20 protein-coding genes are annotated in these 19,779 nt (G+C 73.3%); 13 read left to right on the forward strand and 7 right to left on the reverse strand.

Translation table 11 applies throughout. From position 1 onward, the window contains the following. Positions 1 to 81 precede the first annotated feature (81 nt). Complete coding sequence (gene valS, locus Q6348_RS08765; protein ID WP_304600914.1) at positions 82 to 2,715, reverse strand: valine--tRNA ligase; 2,634 nt, start codon at positions 2,713 to 2,715, stop codon at positions 82 to 84. Positions 2,716 to 2,980: 265 nt separating this feature from the next. Here valS and Q6348_RS08770 point away from each other — a divergent pair, with 265 nt between their 5' ends. The 8 genes from Q6348_RS08770 (at position 2,981) to cofC (ending at position 10,664) form a co-directional block, all read left to right on the forward strand. After that, positions 2,981 to 3,319 (forward strand): hypothetical protein, encoded by a 339-nt coding sequence (locus Q6348_RS08770; protein ID WP_304600915.1) that lies wholly within the window; start codon positions 2,981 to 2,983, stop codon positions 3,317 to 3,319. A 263-nt stretch (positions 3,320 to 3,582) separates the two neighbouring features. Next, positions 3,583 to 4,482, forward strand: a complete 900-nt coding sequence (locus Q6348_RS08775; RefSeq protein WP_304600916.1) for an ABC transporter ATP-binding protein — start codon at positions 3,583 to 3,585, stop codon at positions 4,480 to 4,482. Beyond that, on the forward strand, positions 4,479 to 7,028 hold the full coding sequence (locus Q6348_RS08780; protein WP_304600917.1) for an ABC transporter permease: 2,550 nt from the start codon (positions 4,479 to 4,481) through the stop codon (positions 7,026 to 7,028). The genes Q6348_RS08775 and Q6348_RS08780 overlap by 4 nt, the downstream gene beginning before the upstream one ends. 125 nt (positions 7,029 to 7,153) lie before the next feature. Next, positions 7,154 to 7,948, forward strand: a complete 795-nt coding sequence (locus tag Q6348_RS08785) for a hypothetical protein (RefSeq protein ID WP_304600918.1) — start codon at positions 7,154 to 7,156, stop codon at positions 7,946 to 7,948. Between the two features lie 64 nt (positions 7,949 to 8,012). Beyond that, entirely contained in the window at positions 8,013 to 9,014 is a 1,002-nt protein-coding gene (locus Q6348_RS08790; RefSeq protein ID WP_304600919.1) for a TIGR03557 family F420-dependent LLM class oxidoreductase, read from the forward strand. Further along, complete coding sequence (locus Q6348_RS08795; protein ID WP_304600920.1) at positions 9,011 to 9,262, forward strand: hypothetical protein; 252 nt, start codon at positions 9,011 to 9,013, stop codon at positions 9,260 to 9,262. The genes Q6348_RS08790 and Q6348_RS08795 overlap by 4 nt, the downstream gene beginning before the upstream one ends. Next, positions 9,259 to 10,059 (forward strand): coenzyme F420-0:L-glutamate ligase, encoded by an 801-nt coding sequence (gene cofE / locus Q6348_RS08800; protein WP_304600921.1) that lies wholly within the window; start codon positions 9,259 to 9,261, stop codon positions 10,057 to 10,059. The genes Q6348_RS08795 and cofE overlap by 4 nt, the downstream gene beginning before the upstream one ends. Further along, positions 10,056 to 10,664, forward strand: a complete 609-nt coding sequence (cofC, locus tag Q6348_RS08805; RefSeq protein ID WP_304600922.1) for a 2-phospho-L-lactate guanylyltransferase — start codon at positions 10,056 to 10,058, stop codon at positions 10,662 to 10,664. The genes cofE and cofC overlap by 4 nt, the downstream gene beginning before the upstream one ends. 49 nt (positions 10,665 to 10,713) lie before the next feature. On the opposite strand, the gene cofD is transcribed toward cofC, so the two are convergent. After that, the gene (gene cofD, locus Q6348_RS08810; RefSeq protein WP_304600923.1) at positions 10,714 to 11,706 is read right to left on the reverse strand and encodes a 2-phospho-L-lactate transferase; all 993 of its coding nucleotides are present in this window, start codon (positions 11,704 to 11,706) and stop codon (positions 10,714 to 10,716) included. Beyond that, positions 11,703 to 12,275, reverse strand: coding sequence for an HhH-GPD-type base excision DNA repair protein (locus tag Q6348_RS08815; RefSeq protein WP_304600924.1), 573 nt, complete (start codon positions 12,273 to 12,275; stop codon positions 11,703 to 11,705). The genes cofD and Q6348_RS08815 overlap by 4 nt, the downstream gene beginning before the upstream one ends. A 122-nt stretch (positions 12,276 to 12,397) precedes the next feature. Between Q6348_RS08815 and Q6348_RS08820 the strand changes: the two genes are divergently transcribed. Further along, a complete protein-coding gene (locus Q6348_RS08820; protein ID WP_304600925.1) occupies positions 12,398 to 13,150 on the forward strand; it encodes an SDR family oxidoreductase in 753 nt (250 codons plus the stop codon). Between the two features lie 41 nt (positions 13,151 to 13,191). Here Q6348_RS08820 and Q6348_RS08825 read toward each other — a convergent pair whose 3' ends face one another. Genes Q6348_RS08825 through Q6348_RS08835 form a run of 3 tightly spaced genes read right to left on the reverse strand, consistent with a single transcriptional unit; the run spans position 13,192 to position 16,035 of the window. Next, entirely contained in the window at positions 13,192 to 13,962 is a 771-nt protein-coding gene (locus Q6348_RS08825; RefSeq protein ID WP_304600926.1) for an ABC transporter ATP-binding protein, read from the reverse strand. Position 13,963: 1 nt separating this feature from the next. Then, a complete protein-coding gene (locus Q6348_RS08830) occupies positions 13,964 to 14,983 on the reverse strand; it encodes a putative F420-0 ABC transporter permease subunit (RefSeq protein WP_304600927.1) in 1,020 nt (339 codons plus the stop codon). Beyond that, positions 14,980 to 16,035, reverse strand: a complete 1,056-nt coding sequence (locus tag Q6348_RS08835) for a putative F420-0 ABC transporter substrate-binding protein (RefSeq protein WP_304600928.1) — start codon at positions 16,033 to 16,035, stop codon at positions 14,980 to 14,982. Before Q6348_RS08835 ends, Q6348_RS08830 begins: the two co-directional genes overlap by 4 nt. Before the next feature lie 292 nt (positions 16,036 to 16,327). On the opposite strand from Q6348_RS08835, the gene Q6348_RS08840 reads away from it, so the two are divergent. Together Q6348_RS08840 and Q6348_RS08845 are read left to right on the forward strand one after the other, a co-directional pair. After that, complete coding sequence (locus tag Q6348_RS08840; RefSeq protein ID WP_304600929.1) at positions 16,328 to 16,846, forward strand: SigE family RNA polymerase sigma factor; 519 nt, start codon at positions 16,328 to 16,330, stop codon at positions 16,844 to 16,846. Further along, positions 16,843 to 17,661, forward strand: a complete 819-nt coding sequence (locus tag Q6348_RS08845; RefSeq protein ID WP_304600930.1) for a hypothetical protein — start codon at positions 16,843 to 16,845, stop codon at positions 17,659 to 17,661. The genes Q6348_RS08840 and Q6348_RS08845 overlap by 4 nt, the downstream gene beginning before the upstream one ends. A gap of 26 nt (positions 17,662 to 17,687) precedes the next feature. Here the strand turns inward: Q6348_RS08845 and Q6348_RS08850 are convergent, their stop codons facing one another. Then, a complete protein-coding gene (locus Q6348_RS08850; protein ID WP_304600931.1) occupies positions 17,688 to 17,921 on the reverse strand; it encodes a hypothetical protein in 234 nt (77 codons plus the stop codon). A 613-nt stretch (positions 17,922 to 18,534) separates the two neighbouring features. Between Q6348_RS08850 and Q6348_RS08855 the strand changes: the two genes are divergently transcribed. Continuing rightward, on the forward strand, positions 18,535 to 18,858 hold the full coding sequence (locus Q6348_RS08855) for a hypothetical protein (protein ID WP_304600932.1): 324 nt from the start codon (positions 18,535 to 18,537) through the stop codon (positions 18,856 to 18,858). A 121-nt stretch (positions 18,859 to 18,979) separates the two neighbouring features. Continuing rightward, the gene (locus tag Q6348_RS08860) at positions 18,980 to 19,753 is read left to right on the forward strand and encodes an LLM class F420-dependent oxidoreductase (protein WP_304600933.1); all 774 of its coding nucleotides are present in this window, start codon (positions 18,980 to 18,982) and stop codon (positions 19,751 to 19,753) included. Positions 19,754 to 19,779 lie beyond the last annotated feature (26 nt).

Consider the following 19,779-nt stretch of genomic DNA (forward strand, 5'->3'; position numbering starts at 1 on the left):
CTCTCGGAATGGCGGTGGAAGAGTATGCAGGATCGACGATAGATATACAGGATCTCGGCGCCCCGGACCAAGGTCCCAGGGCTACGCGTCCCCGAGGGTCCCCTCGCGCACGAGCGGGACCTCGACGTCGTCCGGGACCAGCGTGACCCGGGCTCGACCGGCGGCGAGGACGTCGCGCCATGCGGTCTCGACCAGGGCCGCGTCGGCGTTCGGCACCGCCAGCTCGCCCGCGATGATCGGGGTGCGCATCGAGACCTTCGCCTCACTCTTGACCTTGCGCAGCGCAGCCAGCGCGCGACCCGCGGCCTCGAGCGTGGCCGGGTCGGCGTCGCCCGCGATCGCGCGCAGCGGGGCCGATGTGGGCCACGGCGCGCGGTGCACCGACCCCGCACGCCACCAGGACCAGACCTCCTCGGTGGCGAACGGGATGATCGGAGCCAGCAGCCGCAGCAGGGTGTCCAGCGCGGTGGCGAGCGCCAGGCGTGCGGACGCGGTCGCCTCGGGCGGCACGCCGTCAGCCCCGTAGGCACGGTCCTTGACCAGCTCGAGGTAGTCGTCGCAGAACGTCCAGAAGAACGTCTCCGTGGTCTCCAGCGCGCGCGTGTGGTCGTAGGCCTCCAGGGCCTCGGTCGCGGTGTCGACCACGGCGGCAAGCCCGGCGAGCATGGCGCGGTCCAGCGGTTCGGTCACCCGCGCGTCGTCGGCGACCTCGCCGAAGCCGAGGGCGAACTTGCTGGCGTTGAGGACCTTGATCGCCAGTCGGCGCCCGATCTTCATCTGGCCCTCGTCGAAGGCGGCGTCGGTACCCAGGCGTGCACTGGCCGCCCAGTACCGGACGGCGTCCGAGCCGTGCTTCTCCAGCAGGCCCATCGGCGTGACGACGTTGCCCTTGGACTTGGACATCTTCTTGCGGTCGGGGTCGAGGATCCAGCCGCTGATGGCGGCGTGCTTCCACGGCAGCGAGCCGAACTCCAGGTGCGAACGCACCACCGTGGAGAACAGCCAGGTCCGGATGATGTCCTGGCCCTGCGGGCGCACGTCCATGGGGAACACCCGGGAGTACAGGTCCTCGTCCCAGCCCCAGCCACCGGCGATCTGTGGGGTCAGCGAGCTGGTGGCCCAGGTGTCCATGACGTCGGCCTCGCCGACGAAACCGCCCGGGACGCCACGCTGGTCCGCCCCGTAGCCGGGCGGGACGTCGCTGCTCGGGTCGACCGGGAGGGTGTGCTCCGCGGGCACGATCGGGTGCTCGTGGTCAGGCGCGCCGTCGGCGTCCACGGGGTACCACAGCGGGATCGCGACGCCGAAGAAGCGCTGGCGCGAGATCAGCCAGTCGCCGTTGAGACCGCCCACCCAGTTCTCGTAGCGCACGCGCATGAAGTCCGGGTGGAACTCCAGCTCCCGACCGCGCGCGAGCAGCTGCTCGCGCAGGCCCTGGCCGGCGCCCTCGTTGCGGCCCCCGTTGCGGATGTACCACTGGCGCGAGGTGACGATCTCCAGGGGCTTGTCGCCCTTCTCGAAGAAGTTCGCCATGCGCTGGGTCGGGGTGGGTTCGCCGTCCAGGTCCCCGGTCTCGCGCAGCAGGTCGACGACGGCCGTGCGTGCGGAGAAGGCGGTCTTGCCGGCGAGGTCGGCCCAGCGGCGCCGACCGGCCGCGGTCTCGATCCAGGACGGGACCTCGCGCAGCAGGCGTCCGTCGCGGGTGATGACGGGGTGGGTGGGCAGCTGGAGCTCGCGCCACCACTGGACGTCGGTGAGGTCGCCGAAGGTGCAGCACATCGCGATGCCGGCGCCCTTGTCGGGCTCGGCGGCGGGGTGGGCGAGGACCGGGATCTCGATGCCGAACAGCGGGTCGCGGACGCGGGTGCCGAACAGCGGCTGGTACCGCTCGTCGTCCGGGTGCGCGATGAGCGCGACCACGGCGGGGATGAGCTCGGGCCGCGTGGTCTCGATGTGGACCGGCGTGTCGTCCTCGACCTTGTGGAACGCGACGCGATGGAAGTGGCCCGGGTACTCGCGCGCCTCGAGCTCGGCCTGGGCCACCGCGGTCTGGAAGGTGACGTCCCACAGCCCCGGCGCCTCGGCCTGGTACGCCTCGCCGCGGGCCAGGTTGCGCAGGAACGCGCGCTGCGCGACGGCCCGGGAGCGCTCGTCGATGGTCTGGTAGTGGTGCGACCAGTCCACCGAGAGACCCAGGTGCCGCCACAGCGCCTCGAACTGCTGCTCGTCCTCGACCGTGAGACGTTCGCACAGCTCGACGAAGTTGCGACGCGAGATCGCGGTCTGGTCCGCCGCCTTGATGCTCTTGCCCTCGCCGCCCTCGTGCGGGGGCGTGAAGACCTCGTCGTAGGGCAGCGACGGGTCGCAGCGCACTCCGTAGTAGTTCTGGACGCGGCGCTCGGTGGGCAGGCCGTTGTCGTCCCAGCCCATCGGGTAGAAGACCTCGCGGCCGCGCATCCGCTGGTAGCGGGCGACCACGTCGGTGTGGGTGTAGCTGAACACGTGGCCCACGTGCAGCGAGCCGGACACGGTGGGCGGCGGCGTGTCGATCGAGTAGATCTCCTCGCGCGTCTTGCTGCGGTCGAAGGCGTAGGTGCCCTGCTCGCGCCAGACGCCGTCCCACTTGTCCTCGAGACCGTCCAGGCTGACCTTGTCCGGTACGCGCGACGCCGACGGGGTCGACGGGACAGGGCGGATCGGCTGGTCGTCGCTCATGGCCGGTGATTCTCCCAGAGATCGCGGGGTGGACGCGCACGGGTCGTGCAGTTCGGGCACGCGTGCGTGCCGAGCCGGTCACGTCCCTCGGTGGTCACGCCGGAACTGAGGCATGTCCGGCCCGGACCTTGGTCCCTTGACGCCTCGCTTCGGACTATCGACAGGGGTCGCCCTCGGGTGCATGCTTAGGTCACCCTAAGGAGAGCCTTCACCGGCGAAGCGCTCCACCCGGTGCGTGCCCGGGCGGCTCGGAACGGAGTTGTCCATGCGTATCAGACGGATCGTCGCGGTGGCTGTCTGCGCCCCGCTCCTGACGATCGCGGGAGCTGGTGCTGCGAATGCAGGCGAGATCAGCGGCCCCCCGCAGGACGGGTTCGGCACCGGTGGCTGGACCCCCGTCGCCGGCTACGTGATGCAGTCGATCTGCGCGTTCTCCGGGCTCAACGCCTACCACCCGGCCGGTGGCGGCTTCCCGGAGAAGCAGCCGGCCTTCCCCACCGTCCAGAGCTACGGCATGTTCGTCAAGGCAGGCCTCAAGGACGTCGTCCCGGCTCCTGGTGACGCGTGCAACGGGCACACGGGAGAGATCGCCTCCGGAGGCTGACGGGCCTCGGCCGCAGGCGGCGGACCGACGTGACAGCGGCCCTGGCGCACGGTGCGCCAGGGCCGCTGTCCGCTCGAACCGGCGGATGACCACGGCCGCGTGCGCAGGCTCGGGAGCCCGGCGCGAGCTCCCGAGCGGCGCACCAGGAGCAGGGGTCCGCGCGCGCAATGATCAGGGCCGGCCCAGGGTTGTCCCTGATGACCCGCCGGCGCTGGTTGCTGCAGGATCGTCCCCAGGACACGCCGGGACGATCAGGAGAGCACATGCGGGCACTCGCACAGGACCCCACCGACAAGGCGCAGATCGCCTCCGCGCGGGGTCTCGTCAAGATCTACGGCAAGGGCGAGGCTGCCGTGCGCGCGCTCGACGGCGTGGACGTGGACCTCGCTCGCGGCGAGCTCACCGCGATCATGGGGCCCAGCGGCTCCGGCAAGTCGACGCTCATGCACTGCATGGCCGGGTTGGACACCGCCACCGCGGGCAGCATCGTCGTCGACGGGCTGGACATCGGCCGGATGAACCAGCGCAAGCTCACCAGCCTGCGCCGGACCCGGATCGGCTTCGTCTTCCAGGCGTTCAACCTCATCCCCACGCTGACGGCGGAGGAGAACATCACCCTGCCGTTGGACATCGCGCGCGCGCCGCTGGACCGGGAGTGGTTCGACGCGGTGGTCGACGCCGTGGGGCTGCGGGACCGCCTGGACCACCGGCCCAGCGAGCTGTCCGGCGGGCAGCAGCAGCGGGTGGCGTGCGCCCGCGCGCTCGTCTCGCGGCCGTCGGTGATCTTCGCCGACGAGCCCACCGGGAACCTCGACTCGCGCTCGGCGGCCGAGGTGCTCAGCTTCCTGCGGCGCTCCGTCGACGAGCTCGGGCAGTCGGTGGTCATGGTCACGCACGACCCGACGGCGGCCTCCTACGCGCACCGGGTGCTCTTCCTGGCAGACGGCCGCCTGGTCGGAGAGGTGCAGGACCCGACACGGGAGACCGTGCTCGACGCGCTGCGGCTGTACGGCGACGCCGGTCACGACGAGCGGGAGCACGGGCACGTCGCACCGGCCGGCACGGCCCCCTCGCCGCACCACGAGCCGGCGCTCGAGGGGGGCCGGCACGCTGCGCTCGACGCCGCTGCGGTGGCCGCCCCGGCCGACACGGTCGAACGATGACCCGCGTCGGGCTGCGGGGGATCCGTGCGCACCTCGGGCGGTTCCTCATGTCCGTGGTCGCCGTGCTGCTCGGCGTCGCCTTCGTGGCCGGGACGTTCGCGCTGCGCACGATGATGTCGGCGACCTTCGACCGGATCGTCGACGCCGGCACCGTCGGTGACGTGTACGTGCGTGGCCCGGAGGTGGCCGGCGGTGGCGGACCGGGTGGCGACCAGGGCCCGGTCTCGGGGACCACCCGCAGCCCGATCCCGCTGTCGCTGACCGACCGGATCGCGACCGTGGCAGGCGTGACCGACGTGGTGCCCGACATCTCCGGACCGATCGTCCTGGTGGGCGCCGACGGGACCGCCACGTCCAGCGGCAACGGGGCGCCGAGCTTCGCGATGGCGCTCGAGCCGGGTGATCCCAGCCTCAGCGTGGCCGCCGGCCGAGCGCCGCGCGGCCCGGGCGAGATCGCCCTGGAGTCCAGCACGATGGCGGCGTCCGGCCTGAGCGTCGGGGACACGACGAGCGTCGTGCTGGGCGGCACGGTCCAGCAGGCCACGGTCGTGGGGGAGGTACGGTTCGGCGCACCGATCGCCGGGGCGACCATCGTGTTCCTGGATCCGAAGACCGCGCGGCAGGCGTACGCGCCCGACGGCACCACCTCCTCGATCGCCGTCTACGCCGACGCCGGGATCTCTGAATCGACCCTCGCCGACCGTGTCCGCCAGGAGCTGTCGGGCGCGTCGGGCGTCCAGGTGGTCACCGGGGACACGGTGCGCACCGAGACCAAGGACCAGATCGCCTCCGCGCTGGGTTTCGTGTCCACGTTCCTGCTGGTGTTCGCGGGGATCTCGCTGTTCGTCGGCGGTTTCCTCATCGCCAACACGTTCCAGATGATCGTGCGCCAGCGGCAGCGTGAGTTCGCCATGCTCCGCGCGATCGGGGCGTCGCCGACCCAGGTGTTCGGCTCGATCCTCGTCCAGGCCGCCGTCGTCGGGCTGCTGGGCTCGGGGCTGGGCATCGGAGCCGGAGTCGCGCTGGTGGCCGGGCTGCGTGTCGTCCTGGACCGGATGGGCATGGAGCTGTCCGGCGAGATCCCGCTGGACGGGTTCACCGTCGTGATCGCCCTCGTGGTCGGTGTGACGCTGAGCGTGCTGGCCGCCCTCGTGCCGGCCCGCCGCGCCGCTCTCACCCCTCCCGTCGAGGCGATGCGGGACGACGTCGCGACCCACGACCGCGCCTCGGTGCTGCGCGCGGTGGCCGGTGGCGTGCTCGCCCTGGCCGGGGTCGGCGCGGTGCTGGCCGCGTCGGTCGGCGATCTGAGCAGCCCGGGTCCCGTGCTCGGGCTGGGTGCCGCCTGCCTGCTGCTCGGGACGCTGATGCTCGCTCCCAGCGCCGTGCCGGGAGGCCTGCGGCTGCTGGCCGCCCCCGCGGCGGCTGCCCTGCGCCCGCTCGGCGGCCTTGCGCGCGGCAACGTGACCCGCAACCCGAGGCGCACGGCGAGCACGGCCAGCGCCCTGATGATCGGCATGGCCCTGGTGGGCGCCGCCTCCGTCCTGGCGGCCTCGACCCAGGCGTCGACGCGCACGATCGTCGACAGCGAGGCCACCGCTGACTTCCTGCTCCAGTCCGCGACCCGCGACGTGCCCGCCGACCTGGCTTCCGAGGTCTCCGGGCTGCCCGGCGTCGGGCACGTCGACACGCTGCACGTGGGTCCGGCGACCGTCGGTGGACGCGACACCTTCGTGACAGGCGTCGACCCGGGGGTCTTCGACCACTCGTTGGACGTCCCGGTGGACTCGGGGGACACCGCGGCCCTGGCCTCCGGCGAGATCGTCGTGCTGCGCTCCATGGCTGCTGCGCAGGGATGGGCGGTCGGGGACACGGTCGAGGTGACCGGAGGGGCGGGGAGCCGCGAGGTCCGGATAGGCGCGATCATCGACTCGCGCTCTCTGCAGGGCACGGTGATCGCGCCCCAGTCGCTGTTCGACGCCGTGGTCCCGCCCGCTCAGGGCTCGATCAACACGGTGTTCGTCGAGGTGGCGGCGGGCGCCGACGGCGAGCAGGTACGAGCGGAGCTGACGGCGGCCGCCAAGCCGTACGTCGTGGTCTCCGTGCTGGACAAGGAGCAGTTCGCGGACCGGCTCGCCGAGCAGGTCAACCAGATCCTGGTGATCCTGTACGCGCTGCTCGGACTCTCGATCGTGATCGCTGCCCTCGGCATCGTCAACACCCTCGCCCTGTCCATCGCCGAGCGCACCCGGGAGATCGGTCTGCTGCGAGCGGTCGGTCTGGGCAGGCTCCAGCTCGCCACCGTCGTGACGATCGAGTCGGTCCTCACAGCCGTGTTCGGGACGGTGCTCGGTGTGGCGATCGGTGCGGGTCTGGCGTCGACGCTGCCGACCGTCTTCGCCGACCAGGGCCTGTCCACGCTGGTGGTGCCCTGGGGTCAGCTCGGGGTGTTCCTGGGTGTGGCGGTCGCGGTGGGTGTGGTCGCGGCGGTCTGGCCCGGGGTCCGGGCGGCGCGCCTGGACGTGCTGGAGGCGATCTCCTACGAGTGACGGCCACGGGCCTGTGCGCCGCTGCGGGTGATCTCCGCGTGACCGACTCATGGCCGACGTGCGACCTGCCGATGACCGGGACGGTCCGTCGCGCCGGCGGGCCCGCGCCACCGATAGGGGACCCGATGAGCCAGCAGTTCTGGCAGCCCGCCGACCCGCCACCCGACCCGTACGCGGTCGCCCCCGAGCAACCCGACGGGGCGGGGTACGCGGCAGGCGGTCCGGGCTACGGTCAGCAGCCGTACGGGCAGCCGGGCTACGGTCAGCAGCCGTACGGGCAGCCGGGCTACGGCCAGCAGCCGTACGGGCAGCAGTCGGGCTACGGCCAGCAGCCGTACGGCCAGCAGTCGGGTTATGGGCAGCAGCCCTACGGGCAGCAGCCGGGCTATGGGCAGCAGCCCTATGGGCAGCAGCCGTACGCGCAGCCGGCCTACGGCCAGGCGCCCTACGCCGGCGGCCCGTACGCCCAGCCGTTCTGGGGTCAGCCGGCGCGGTCGTATCCCCACCACGCGTGGTCGCGGACGATGATCGTCGTGCTGAGTCTTCAGCTGTTGGTCGGGGTTCTCGGACTGCTCGCCGGTCTCGTGATGCTGGGCTCAGCTGGTGCCGCCCCCGACGAGTACGGGTACGGCGACCTCGGCGCCGCGATCGGTGGCGTCGTGGTCATCGCGATGCTCGTCGACCTCACGATCGCGATCGTGCTCATGTGGCTCACCGTCTCCGGGCGCAAGCGGGCGGACCTGGGTCGACCCGGTCGGCTGCGTGCAGTTGGCATCATCGCGACCGTCCTGGGTTCCTTGGGACTGCTCGGCGCGGTGTCGAACCTGGCCCAGGGGACACCGGGTGGAGCGATCGCGAGCCTGGTCGGTGCCTCCTTGTACCTGGTCCCCGGGATCCAGCTGATCCGGCTGACGCGCTGACCGCGCGGTGCGTCTGCGCCGTGACCTAGGGTCGGGGCGAAGGCGACGAGGACGGGTGGTCACGGTGGCAGGTCTCACGGTCGGGTTGGCGGCGGCGCTCGAGCAGTTCTCGCCGTCCGAGATCCTCGAGCACGTGGTGCTCGCCGAACAGCATGGGTTCTCCGGCGTCATGGCCGCGGACCACTTCCAGCCATGGGTCCCCGCGCAGGGCCAGGCGAGCTTCGTCTGGAACGTCATGACCGCGATCGCCGAGCGCACCGCCGGGGACATCGGCCCTGGCGTGACCGCGCCGACGTTCCGATGGCACCCCGCGCTGGTGGCCCAGGCCTCGGCCACCCTCGCGGCGATGTACCCCGGGCGGCACTGGCTGGGCCTGGGCTCGGGCGAGGCGCTCAACGAGCACATCCTGGGCACCTACTGGCCCGAGGTGCCGGTCCGGATCAACCGGATGTTCGAGGCCATCGAGATCATCAACAAGTTGTTCGGCGGCTCGCTCGCCGGCAAGGACGTCAAGCACGCCGGCGAGTACTACACCCTGGAGTCGACCCGGCTGTGGACCATGCCGCAGACCCCGCCGGACATCTACGTCGCCACCGCCGGGCCCGTCACCGCCAAGCGCGCCGGCCGGCACGCGGATGGTCTGATCACCGTGGGAGCACCGCTGGAGAAGATCGGGACCCTGTTCTCCCGGTTCGACGACGGCGCGCGGGAGGCCGGCAAGGACCCGTCAACGATGCCTCGCCTCCTTCAGGTGCACCTGTCCTGGGCCGAGACCGACGAGGAGGCCATGGCCAACGCTATGGACCAGTGGCCCAACGGCGGCATGAAGTTCCCCAAGGGCGACATTCGCTCGCCCTACGACTTCGAGCAGATGGCCAAGCTCGTCCGGCCGGAGGACTTCGAGGGCCGGATGGTCATCTCCGCCGACCCGGACGTGCACCGGGCCGCCCTCCAGAAGTACGTCGACCTCGGCTTCGACCGGGTGTACCTGCACAACGTGGGCCGCAACCAGGCGCAGTTCTTCGAGGTCTTCGGCCGCGACGTGCTTCCCCAGCTCCACCGGTGAGCGCCGTGGTCGCGCACCGGCCGTGGTCCACCGCGCTGGTCAGGTTCGCCGGCCTGGCAGCCGTGGCAGGTGCGGTCGCGCTGGTCATGGCGCTGGCCGGCGCTGCGCAGCACGGTGTGGCCGGCCCGGCGGCCGCCTTCCGCCTCGCGACGCTGGTCTTCGTGGCGCTGGTGGCGTGCTGCGCCGTCGCGGTCATCCGGGCCACGCGAGTGGTCGTGGCCACGCCTGCCCGGGCCGAGTCACCGTGACCGCCCCCGTCGAACCGGGCGCCCGCCTGGAGGCCTGGGCACCGGCCGGCATGGGAGAGGTCCGCCCGGGCGATGACCTGGGCGCCCTGATCGGCACGCTCCTCGAGGATGTGATCGCCGACGGCGACGTCGTCGTGGTCACCAGCAAGATCGTGTCCAAGGCCGAAGGCCGGGTGGTCGCGGCCGACGACCGCGAGCAGGCGATCACCGAGCAGACGGTGCGCGTCGTCGCGACCAGGGAGCATCCCGGAGGGGTCCTGCGCATCGTGGAGAACCCGCAGGGCCTGGTGATGGCCGCCGCCGGGGTCGACGCGAGCAACACCGCACCTGGCACCGTCCTGCTCCTGCCGGTCGACCCGGACGAGTCGGCGCGCCGGCTGCGCGCTGCGCTGACCGGCCGGCTGCGCGTGCGGGTCGCGGTGGTGATCACCGACACCGCAGGGCGCGCGTGGCGCGACGGCGTGGTGGACCTGGCCATCGGCGCGGCCGGCCTGCGCGTGGCTGAGGACCTGCGCGGCACTCCCGACTCCCACGGCCAGATGCTCTCCGCCACGGTGGTGGCGGTCGCCGACGAGATCGCGGCAGCCACCGATCTGGTGCGTGGCAAGGCGGCCGGCCGCCCGGTGGCGGTGGTGCGAGGTCTGGCCCGGCACGTCACCGACGACGACGGCCCTGGTGCCCGCGCTCTGCAGCGGCACGGCGAGAGCGACCTGTTCCGGCAGGGCGCCGACGAGGCGTGGCGTGCCGGGTACGACGCGGGGGTCGCCGCGGCCGGCGAGCGGGAGCCCGGGTCGTGACGGTCTGGACCGTTGTGGTCCCCATGAAAGACCTCGAGCTGGCCAAGTCCCGGCTTGAGGCGCCCAGCGGCGCGCGGGCCGAGCTCGCGCTCGCCTTCGCCCGGGACACGCTCACCGCCGTGCTGGCCGCGGCCTCCGTGACGGGCGTGGTGCTGGTCACGTCCGAGCCGCGGATGGTCACGGCGCTGCCGGACGGCGTGCGCATGGTGCCGGACCCGGGGAGGGGACTGGTCGCGGCCTTGGCCGCCGGGGTCGAGGTGGTGCCTGGCGGCCCCGTCGCCCTGCTGCTCGGCGACCTGCCGGCGCTGCGGGCCGCTGAGCTCGACGCGGCCCTAGCCGCGGCGTCCGACCACGAGCGCGCCATGGTTCCCGACGCCGAGGGCACGGGCACCACGCTGCTCACCGCGACCCGGCCCGACCTGGTGCGGCCGGCCTTCGGCCCCGGCTCGCGCGCCGCGCACGAGCGGGCCGGCCATTGGGTCGTGGAGGCCGGCCCAGGCCTGCGCCGTGACGTGGACACGGCGGACGACCTCGCGGCCGCAGTCCGGCTCGGCGTAGGTCCGGCCACGGCGGCCGCGCTCGCGGCGCTGGCTCCGCTGGACTGAGGGGCCGCGCTGTCGGGAGCTCGCCCAGCACGAAGACGTGTCGGGTGCGTCAGCGCCGGGTACGGCTCGCGGCGAGCTCGCGGCCCAGGTCGAGCGCGGCGCGCGCGATGGCGGCGGTCGCGGCCTGGTCCGACATCAGCAGAGGGAGCGCCCGGGCCTCGATGCCGGCCTCGCGGATCGCATGCACATCGGCCGCGTCGGTGTCGTCGACGAGCCAGCCGTCCAGCATCCCGCCGGCGGACCGCGCGCCGTAGTGCTCGGCGACGGTCCGCGCGGCCGTCTCCACGCCGATCGCGGTCAGGCACGCGTCCGCCATGCCGCGTACCGGCGCGCCGCCGATGATCGGCGAGACACCGACCACCGGTGCGGCCGCGCCGCGCACCGCATCGCGGATGCCGGGCACCCCGAGGATCGTCCCGATCGACACCACCGGGTTGGACGGCGGCAGCAGCACGAGGTCCGCCTCGGCGACCGCCTCGAGCACCCCAGGCGCGGGGCGCGCGCCGGCGACGCCGCGTTGCACGAAGCGTCGGGCCGGGAGGGCGGCGCGGTGGCGCACCCACCACTCCTCGAAGTGGATCGTGGTGACGTCGCCGTCCGCCTCGACCTCGACCCAGGTCTCCACCTCGTCGTCGGACATGGGCAGCAGCGTGGCGCCAGGCCGCCAGCGCTCGCACAGGCGCGCGGTCACGGCGGACAGCGGCAGGCCGGAGCGCAGCAGCTCGGTCCTGGCCAGGTGGGTGCCGAGGTCCAGGTCACCCAGGGTGAACCAGTCCCAGCCGAGGCCGTAGGCGTGCAGCTCGGCGGTCACCCGCGAGGACTCGTCCGCCCGCCCCCAGCCCTGCTCGCCGATCACGCCCCCCAGGGTGTACATCACGGTGTCCAGGTCCGGGCACACCCTTAGCGCGTCGAGCCACAGGTCGTCGCCGGTGTTGACCACCACGGTCAGATCGAGCCCGAGGTCCTCGGCGCGCCCCAGGTCCCGCAGGCCCCGGGTGAACCGCGCCCCGCCGACGCCTCCGGCGAGCAGCACGACCTTCACCGGCCGCGCTCCCGACGCGCTTGCGCCTTGACGGCGCGCTTGTGCTCGCGCACCTTCGCCAGGGAGTCCGCATCCACCACGTCGGCGACCGAGCGCAGCGAGCCCTCCTCGCCGTAGGAGCCGGCGGCCTCGCGCCAGCCGTCGGGCTGCACACCGCGCTGCTTGCCCAGGAGCGCCAGGAAGATCTGCGCCTTCTGCGCGCCGAACCCCGGGAGCTGCTTGAGCCGGCGCAGCACCTCCGGGCCGTCCGGGTCTCCGTCGGTCCACAGCCGGGAGGCGTCACCGTCGTACTCCTCGACCACGGTGCGCGCCAGGGTCTGGATGCGGCCCGCCATCGAGGACGGGAACCGGTGCACCGCGGGGGGAGTCGCGCACAGCTGGGCGAACTCCTCGGGATCCGCCGCGGCGATCCGCTGCGGGTCCAGGCCGCCCATCCGGTCCGCGATCTTCGCAGGGCCGGCGAACGCGTTCTCCATCGGCACCTGCTGGTCGAGCAGCATGCCGGTCAGCAGCGCGAACGGGTCATCGGTGAGCAGTCGGTCGGCCGCGTCGTCCCCGGTCAGTCTCATGCCGTCATCCTCGCACCGGGGTCGAGCCCGATGCGCGGGCTGGCCGGGCCGTGCGGCGCCCGATGCTGACATGCTGGGCACCGACCGCACCGGTCGAGGGTCGACCGCACAGGAGGAGCACAGTGGACGAGACGTCGGGCCGTCGGGTCCTGGTCACCGGGGCGTCGGCGGGCATCGGCGCGGCCACCGCACGGCGACTGGCCGCCGAGGGGTGGTCCGTGGTGGCCGTCGCACGACGCGAGGAGCGGCTCGCCGCGCTCGCGGCCGCGACCGGGATCGAGGTGAGGGTCTGCGACGTCACGAGCGCTGCCGACGTCGCCGAGCTCGCCGCGCACCTCGCCGCGACCGGCGGGGTGGACGCCGTGGTCAACAACGCCGGCGGGGCCCTGGGCCTGGAGCCCATCGCCGAGACGGACGTGGAGCTGTGGCGCCGGATGTACGACGTCAACGTGCTGGGCACGCTGCGGATCACCCAGGCCGTGCTGCCGATGCTGCGCGAGCGCGGCGGGGACGTCGTGGTGATCACGTCCACCGCGGCACTCGCCCCATACCCGGGCGGTGCCGGGTACACCGGCGTCAAGCATGCGCAGCGCATGCTGGCCGAGACGCTGCGCTGGGAGCTGGTGGGCGAGCCGATCCGGGTCATCGACATCGCGCCCGGCGCCGTGGAGACCGAGTTCGCGACGGTGCGGTTCGCCGGGGACGTCGAGCGGGCCGCACAGGTCTACGCCGGGTACACCCCGCTGACCGCCGACGACATCGCCGACACGATCTCCTGGTCGCTGAGCCGCCCTCCGCACGTGAACATCGACCGCATCGTGGTGCGTCCGCGCGCGCAGGCCAACAACACGACGATCGCGCGCTCGCAGGACTGACGCCGGGCTGCCCGTCCTGGGCCCGGCCGCGCCCTGGACCCTCAGCGGGGCGTGCGGTCGAACACCAGCACCGGCCGACCGTCCCGGGGATGCTCGAGCACGGTGCACCGCACGCCGTAGACGGGCTCGAGCACCTCGGGCCGCAGCACCTCGGAGACGGGGCCGGCCGCGACGACCCGGCCGTGGTCCAGCAGCACCACGTGCTCGCAGCTCGCCGCGGCGAGGTTGACGTCGTGCAGGGCAGCCACCACCGTGACACCCGCAGCCGTGAGGTCGGCGACCACGGCGAGGGTGTCGAGCTGGGCGCGCACGTCCAGGTGGTTGGTGGGCTCGTCCAGCAGGAGCACGCGCGGGTCCTGGGCGAGCGCGCGTGCCAGGTGCACGCGCTGGCGCTCGCCGCCGGACAGCGTGGTCATCATCCGGTCGCGCCACGCCTCGGCTCCCGCGGTGACCAGGGCCCACTCGGCGTGGTCCCGGTCGTCGTCGGACATGCCGGCCAGGAGGCCGCCGTGCGGGGTGCGGCCCAGCAGCACGGTCTCGGCCACGGTCATCGACTCCGGGACCCCGCCGTCCTGCTCGACGAAGGCCAGCACACGGGCGCGCTCGCGGCGGCGCAGCGCGAGCAGGTCGGTGCCGTCCAGGTGCACTGCGCCCGCTCCGTGCAGCACCCCGGCGACCAGCCGCAGCAGGCTCGACTTCCCGGCGCCGTTGGGACCGAGCAGCCCGGTCAGCGCGCCGGTCGGGGGAGTGACGTCCACGCCGTCGACGATCACCCGACCGTCGACGGACCAGCTCAGCCGATCGAGGTGCACCTCACGCCTCCCGTCCACGTCGGCGCCAGAGCAGCAGCGCGAACACCGGTGCACCCACGAACGCCGTGACGATCCCCACGGGCAGCTCGCGCGGCGCGAACATGGCCCGCGCCGCGGTGTCCGCCCACACCAGGAACGTCGCGCCCACCACGGTGCTCAGCGCGAGCAGCCGCCGGTGCCCCCCGCCCACCACCAGGCGCACCGCGTGCGGCACGGTGAGCCCGACGAACCCGATCGCCCCGCTGACCGCGACCAGCGCCCCGGTCAGCAGGGCCACGGCGACCAGCATCGCCCAGCGCGCACGAGATACCGGGATGCCGAGTGCCGACGCGGCGGTGTCCCCGAGGGCGAACGCATCCAGCGGCCGCGACGCGAGCGCCAGCCCGGTGGCCACCACACCCACCGCGACGCCAGCGATGGCTACCGAGGACCACTCCGCGCCGGCGAGCGACCCCATCAGCCACGCCAGGATGCTGCGGTAGGAGTCCCCGGTCGCGGACCAGAAGATGACGAACGAGGTCCCGGCCGCCGCGAGCTGCCCCACGGCCAGGCCCGCGAGCACCGTGCGTGACGGGGTGAGGGTGCTCGTGCGTCCGGCCAGGGTGAGCGCCGCGACCAGCGCGGCCAGCGCCCCGACGAACGCGGCCACCGGCAGCAGCACAGAGATGCCCAGCACCAGGACAGCCACCGCCCCCAGCGAGGCGCCGCCGGACAGCCCCAGCAGGTACGGGTCGGCCAGCGGGTTGCGCACCAGCGTCTGCATGACCGCCCCGGCCACCGCCAGCCCCGCGCCGACCAGGGCGGCGGTGATCACGCGGGGCAGGCGCAGCTCCCACACGATCCCGTCCAGCAGCGGGCTGAGGGTGCCGGGTGCGGGCAGGCCGACGTGGTGGGCGATGGTCGCCCACACGTCCGCGGGTGCGATCCCGGCCGGCCCGATCGTCACCGCCACCACGAGGGAAGCCAGCAGGACCAGGGCCGCCAGCGTGAAGGCCGCCCAAGCGGGCAGGCCACGCCTCACAGGTCGGCCAGTTGCTTGGCCAGGTCCATCGCCACCGGGACGTTGCGCACGCCGGCCTCGGTGCCGGGGAAGGGCACGACGAGGTAGCGGTGGTGCTGGACGGCGGACAGCCGCGCGGTCGCGGGGTTCGCGGCGAGCTTGGCCATCTTGGACGTGGCCGTGTTCCACGAGGCGTCCACCAGGACGATGACGTCGGGGTCGTCCTTGGCGACCTGCTCCCAGCTGAACGACGTCCAGGTGTCCTGGACGCCCGCGGCGATGTTGGTCAGCCCGACTGCATCCATGATCATCTGAGGTGCGCCGATGCCCGCGCCGACGTACGGCACGTCGTCACCGGAGGAGTACCACAGCGCGGTCAGCCCGCGGCTGTCCGGCGTGATCGAGGCGAGCTCGGCGCGCTGCTCGGCGACCAGGTCAGCGGCGGCCTGGGGCACGCCGAGCAGCCGGCCCATCTGCGTGATCTCACCGAACACCCCGTCGAACGTGAGCGGGTGCGGCTGGTAGGCGGACTCCTTGCAGGCCGACGGCGAGACGTAGGTCGCCACTCCCAGCCCCGCCAGGGTCGTGCGGTCGCCCGCGCCCTGCGCGGTGAGGTTGGACTCCCATCCGGCGTAGACCAGGTCCGGGCGGGTCTGCAGCACGACCTCGGCCGACGGCACCTTGTCCGAGAGCTGGTGCAGGTCCGGCGCGTCCGCGGCGAGGTCCGTCGGCAGCGGGCCGTCCGGGAACCCGGTGCCGACGATCCGGTCACCGACGCCCAGGGCGAGCAGCATCTCGATCGCGGAGGACTTGATCGCCACGATGCGCTGCGGCGGGCCGTCGACGGTGACCTCGACGCCGCAGTTGTCCACGGTCATCGGGGAGGCCGCGTCGGAGGTGGACGGGGACGCGCTCGGCGCGGCCGTTCCGGCGGGTGCGGCCTGCGATGCCGTGGCACTCGAGCAGCCGGCGAGCAGGGCGAGGGCGGCCGTCGCGGCGGACGCGCTGCGCAGCAGGCGGCTGCGACGCGCCGAACGGGACAGAGGGGAGAAGGACGAGCGAGAGACAGGCATGGTGGGCACGGGCGGACTTCCGGATCGGCGCGAATCGGGATGGCCGTCCATCTGCCGACCTCGGACCGCGACCCAAAGGAGGGGTCGGGCTTCCGGGCCAAGCCGCGGCCCGGGGTCCTGTGATCACCCTAGGCGACGCCGGCCGCCGACGTCGGCCCGTGCTGTGGAACCTGAGGAGGCCCTGCTGCGTGTGCAGCGTGTGAGAGTGACGGACGAGCGACCTGCGGACGCGAGGAGCGGTGCGACGACGATGGCCCACCATCCCCGACGACATGCGGCGCGGGAGGACGCGGTGCAGGTCCTCACCGGCGCGACACCCGTCGAGGAGTTCCGCGCGTTCGTCGAGACGGCGAAGGATCCCCTGCACCGGATGGCCTACCTGCTGTGCGGTGACTCCCATCGCGCCGACGAGCTCACGCAGGCGACGTTCGAACGGACCTGGCGCGCGTGGTCGTCCGCCCGCGACGGCGACCCCTTGGCGTATGCGCGTCGGATCCTCGCGAACCTGAGGATCGACACCTGGCGCCGCACCCGCCGGGAGGTGCTCACGGGCGAGGACGGTCCAGAGCGGTCCGTCGGGTCCGATCCCGCCGTGGCCGTCGCGGACCGGGACGCCGTCGTGCGGGCCCTGCTCCAGCTGCCGGTGAAGCAACGCCGCGTCGTGGTGCTTCGCCACCTGCTCGACCTGTCCGAAGCCGAGGTGGCCACCGAGCTCGGCATCCCGCTCGGAACCGTGAAGTCGACCGCGTCCCGAGCGCTGGACCGGCTGCGCACGATCCTGACCGACCACCCCGAAGGAGCGCCAGAATGACCGGCCCCGACGACGTCGCCGCCCGCCTGCGCGAGGCGGCCCGGACCGAGGACCTCACCTCGCGTCTCGACACGGACCGCGTGGTCGCCGTCAGCCGACGCAAGCGCACGACTCGCCGGGCCGGCGCCGGGCTGCTGGGCGTGGGCCTGGTCGCTGCCGTGGCGATCGCGGTGCCGGCGCTGACCCGCCCGGCACCCGTCCCGGCCGCGACGGGTCCGAGCACGACGTCCGCGTCGCCGTCCGCCTCGGCACCGGGGGGCGCCCCGCTCCCTGCGGGCTTCCAGGTGGGCCACGTCCCGTCGTGGCTCGAAGGGTCGGGCCTGGCGTGCGGGATGGACGCGGCGGCACTCGCCCCCAGGCCGGGCGACCTGACGCTCCGCTCGCCCGGAACGGTCTCCGCCGAGCGCACCACGGACGGGACCTGGCTCTACACCCTCCCGGCCGAGCTCGACAGCGCGAGGTCGGCCACGGACGTCTGGTCGCCGACCGACGCTGCCGTCGCGTGGATCCAGGACGGCACGGTCGTCGGGCTCGGACCGGACCAGGCCGAGCTGCCGACCGTCGGGCCGTTGACGCCCGGCACGCCACGGCCTGCGTCGGCGATCGCGACGCGCACGGACTTCTGCGTGCCGAACGGTGACGGCACGTACACCACCGACCTGCCTGCCGGGCACTACGAGCTCGTGCTCTACCTGCCGGTCTCGCCGCAGGGCTACGACCCGAGCACGGTCACCTGGGTGACCAGCGAGCGGCTCTCGGCGAGCCTGGCGGACGATGGCCGACTGACGCGGGTCGAGCCCTCTCCGGGCGGGTGAGGCCGCCGCCCACCTGCGCGGTCGGGTCAGTGTGCGTCGGCCGCGCGTCGCGACGCCGGGCGGTGCCAGCGCCGACGCTCGCCGTGCGCGGCCGTCGGCGCGTAGATCGGGATCGGGCGGTCGGCGGGCCACCTCGCGCGTCGAGCCTCCGCTTCGAGCGCGAGCTCGTGCAGCAGCGCGAGGAACTCATCCGGGGTCTCCTCCTCGATGAGGTCGACCTCGATGACCTCGATGTCACCCTGCGACCGCGGCCGGCGCATGGCCCCAGGGTACGTCCGCGTCCCTTGCCCGCACAGGGGTTGCGGGGCCCCGCTACCAGCGCTCGGACCGCTTCGGCGACGCGCAGGTCGCCGCCTGCTCAGCACCGCTGTGTCCGGCGCCCCACGCGGCGTGCGCGGGCGCAAGCACCGAGCGTCGCACGGCCGTCCACCATCCGAACGCCGCTGTGCTCCGGAAACCCCTTCGCCGCGTGGGCCGCCGGTGCTTGCGGACGTGGGCCACGCCCGGCAGCGTCGGGGCGCCGGTGGGGTCTGGACGAGGCGGTGGCATCTCCGGCCGACCCCGGGCTCGGCGCCTACGTGCTCTGGCTGCCCGTGGACGGTCACTCGAGCTACAGCACCGACGTCTCGGGGGTGCCTCGACGCCTCGGGCGAGGTCGTCGCCCGCGGGTGAGTCGCCGGGACCCGCCGGGATCGAGCGCAGGAACCGCATGGATCGGAGGTCGCTTGCGGCCAGCGCGGGTGGTCCTAGCGTCGGCAGTGAGGGGGCGTGCAGGTGCGGACCGTGCGACCGTGAGGAGGTGGCGCGGTGCCTGGTTCTACTGGTGTGGCGCCCCGCAGCGCGCGAAGCGATCGAGACAGGGCACGCCCCGCCATGGTGGCTGCCTGGACGGGTGTGGCGCTCGTGCTGCCCGCCCTGCTGGGCGGGATGCTCGCGGGCGAGGCGCTCATGTCCGCGCTGGGCTACGGCGGGCTGGACGCCTCGGACATACCCGGCTGGGCGCTCCTGGTCACCGCCACGACGGTGACCCTGATCGTCTGGCTGCCGGCCGGGATCGCCGTCGGCTACGGGCTGCGCGCCCGTCGGCTCGGCGACCCCAATGGACTCATCCCCGCCGTGATCGGGGTGGTCGTCGGCGTCGGGTTCCTGCTGACGAACCTCCTCGGCTTCGTCGGCCAGCTCGTGACGGGCGGGTGAGCCCTCCATCAGGGCTGCCGCGTCCGGCGGGCGGGAGACCGGAGCGCGCGCTCCGGGGCCGGGGTGCGGTGCGGTGGGGTGATGACATGATCACGGGCGAGCAACGCGAAGGAGCCCGCCCATGTCTTTCCCGATCCGCGTCGGCGTCCAGATCCATCCCCAGCACGCCGACTACGGCCAGATCCGCGACGCCGTGCGGCGAGCCGAGGACCTCGGCGTCGACATCGCCTTCAACTGGGATCACTTCTTCCCGCTCTACGGCGATCCCGACGGCAAGCACTTCGAGTGCTGGACGATGCTCGGGGCCTGGGCCGAGCAGACCTCGCGGATCGAGATCGGCGCGTTGGTCACGTGCAACACGTACCGCAACCCCGAGCTCCTGGCGGACATGGCCCGCACGGTCGACCACATCTCCGACGGCCGCCTGATCCTGGGGATCGGCTCGGGCTGGTTCGAGAAGGACTACGACGAGTACGGGTACGAGTTCGGCACGGCCGGGTCCCGCCTCGACGACCTGTCCCAGGCGATGCCCCGGCTCACCGCGCGCCTGGACCGGCTCAACCCGGCCCCCACCCGGCACATCCCCGTCCTGATCGGCGGCGGAGGGGAGCGCAAGACGCTGCGCATCGTCGCCGAGCACGCCGACGTGTGGCACTCGTTCGGCGACGCCGCCACGCTGCGCCGCAAGAGCGCGATCCTCGACGAGCACGGCGCCGCGGTCGGTCGGGACACCGCACGCCTCGTGGAGCGGTCCGTGGGCGTCGATGGGTGGCCCGCCGACGAGGCTGACGACCTGCTGGCCGCCGGGGCCACCCTGTTCACCGTGGGGGTCAACGGTCCGGACTACGACCTCTCTCGGCTCGCCGAGTGGGTGGCCTGGCGCGACGCCCAGTGAGGTCGCCTCGGCCGCGGTGAGCGGGC

This window comes from Actinotalea lenta, from assembly GCF_030586465.1.
Classification (GTDB): Bacteria; Actinomycetota; Actinomycetes; order Actinomycetales; family Cellulomonadaceae; genus Actinotalea; species Actinotalea lenta.

Excerpts from the sequence above, each read along its gene's own strand:
- valS (WP_304600914.1), bottom strand. The coding sequence starts at position 2,715 with ATGAGCGACGACCAGCCGATCCGCCCTGTCCCGTCGACCCCGTCGGCG.
- Q6348_RS08770 (WP_304600915.1), top strand. The coding sequence starts at position 2,981 with ATGCGTATCAGACGGATCGTCGCGGTGGCTGTCTGCGCCCCGCTCCTG.
- Q6348_RS08775 (WP_304600916.1), top strand. The coding sequence starts at position 3,583 with ATGCGGGCACTCGCACAGGACCCCACCGACAAGGCGCAGATCGCCTCC.
- Q6348_RS08780 (WP_304600917.1), top strand. The coding sequence starts at position 4,479 with ATGACCCGCGTCGGGCTGCGGGGGATCCGTGCGCACCTCGGGCGGTTC.
- Q6348_RS08785 (WP_304600918.1), top strand. The coding sequence starts at position 7,154 with ATGAGCCAGCAGTTCTGGCAGCCCGCCGACCCGCCACCCGACCCGTAC.
- Q6348_RS08815 (WP_304600924.1), bottom strand. The coding sequence starts at position 12,275 with ATGAGACTGACCGGGGACGACGCGGCCGACCGACTGCTCACCGATGAC.
- Q6348_RS08835 (WP_304600928.1), bottom strand. The coding sequence starts at position 16,035 with ATGCCTGTCTCTCGCTCGTCCTTCTCCCCTCTGTCCCGTTCGGCGCGT.
- Q6348_RS08845 (WP_304600930.1), top strand. The coding sequence starts at position 16,843 with ATGACCGGCCCCGACGACGTCGCCGCCCGCCTGCGCGAGGCGGCCCGG.
- Q6348_RS08850 (WP_304600931.1), bottom strand. The coding sequence starts at position 17,921 with ATGCGCCGGCCGCGGTCGCAGGGTGACATCGAGGTCATCGAGGTCGAC.
- Q6348_RS08855 (WP_304600932.1), top strand. The coding sequence starts at position 18,535 with ATGGTGGCTGCCTGGACGGGTGTGGCGCTCGTGCTGCCCGCCCTGCTG.
- Q6348_RS08860 (WP_304600933.1), top strand. The coding sequence starts at position 18,980 with ATGTCTTTCCCGATCCGCGTCGGCGTCCAGATCCATCCCCAGCACGCC.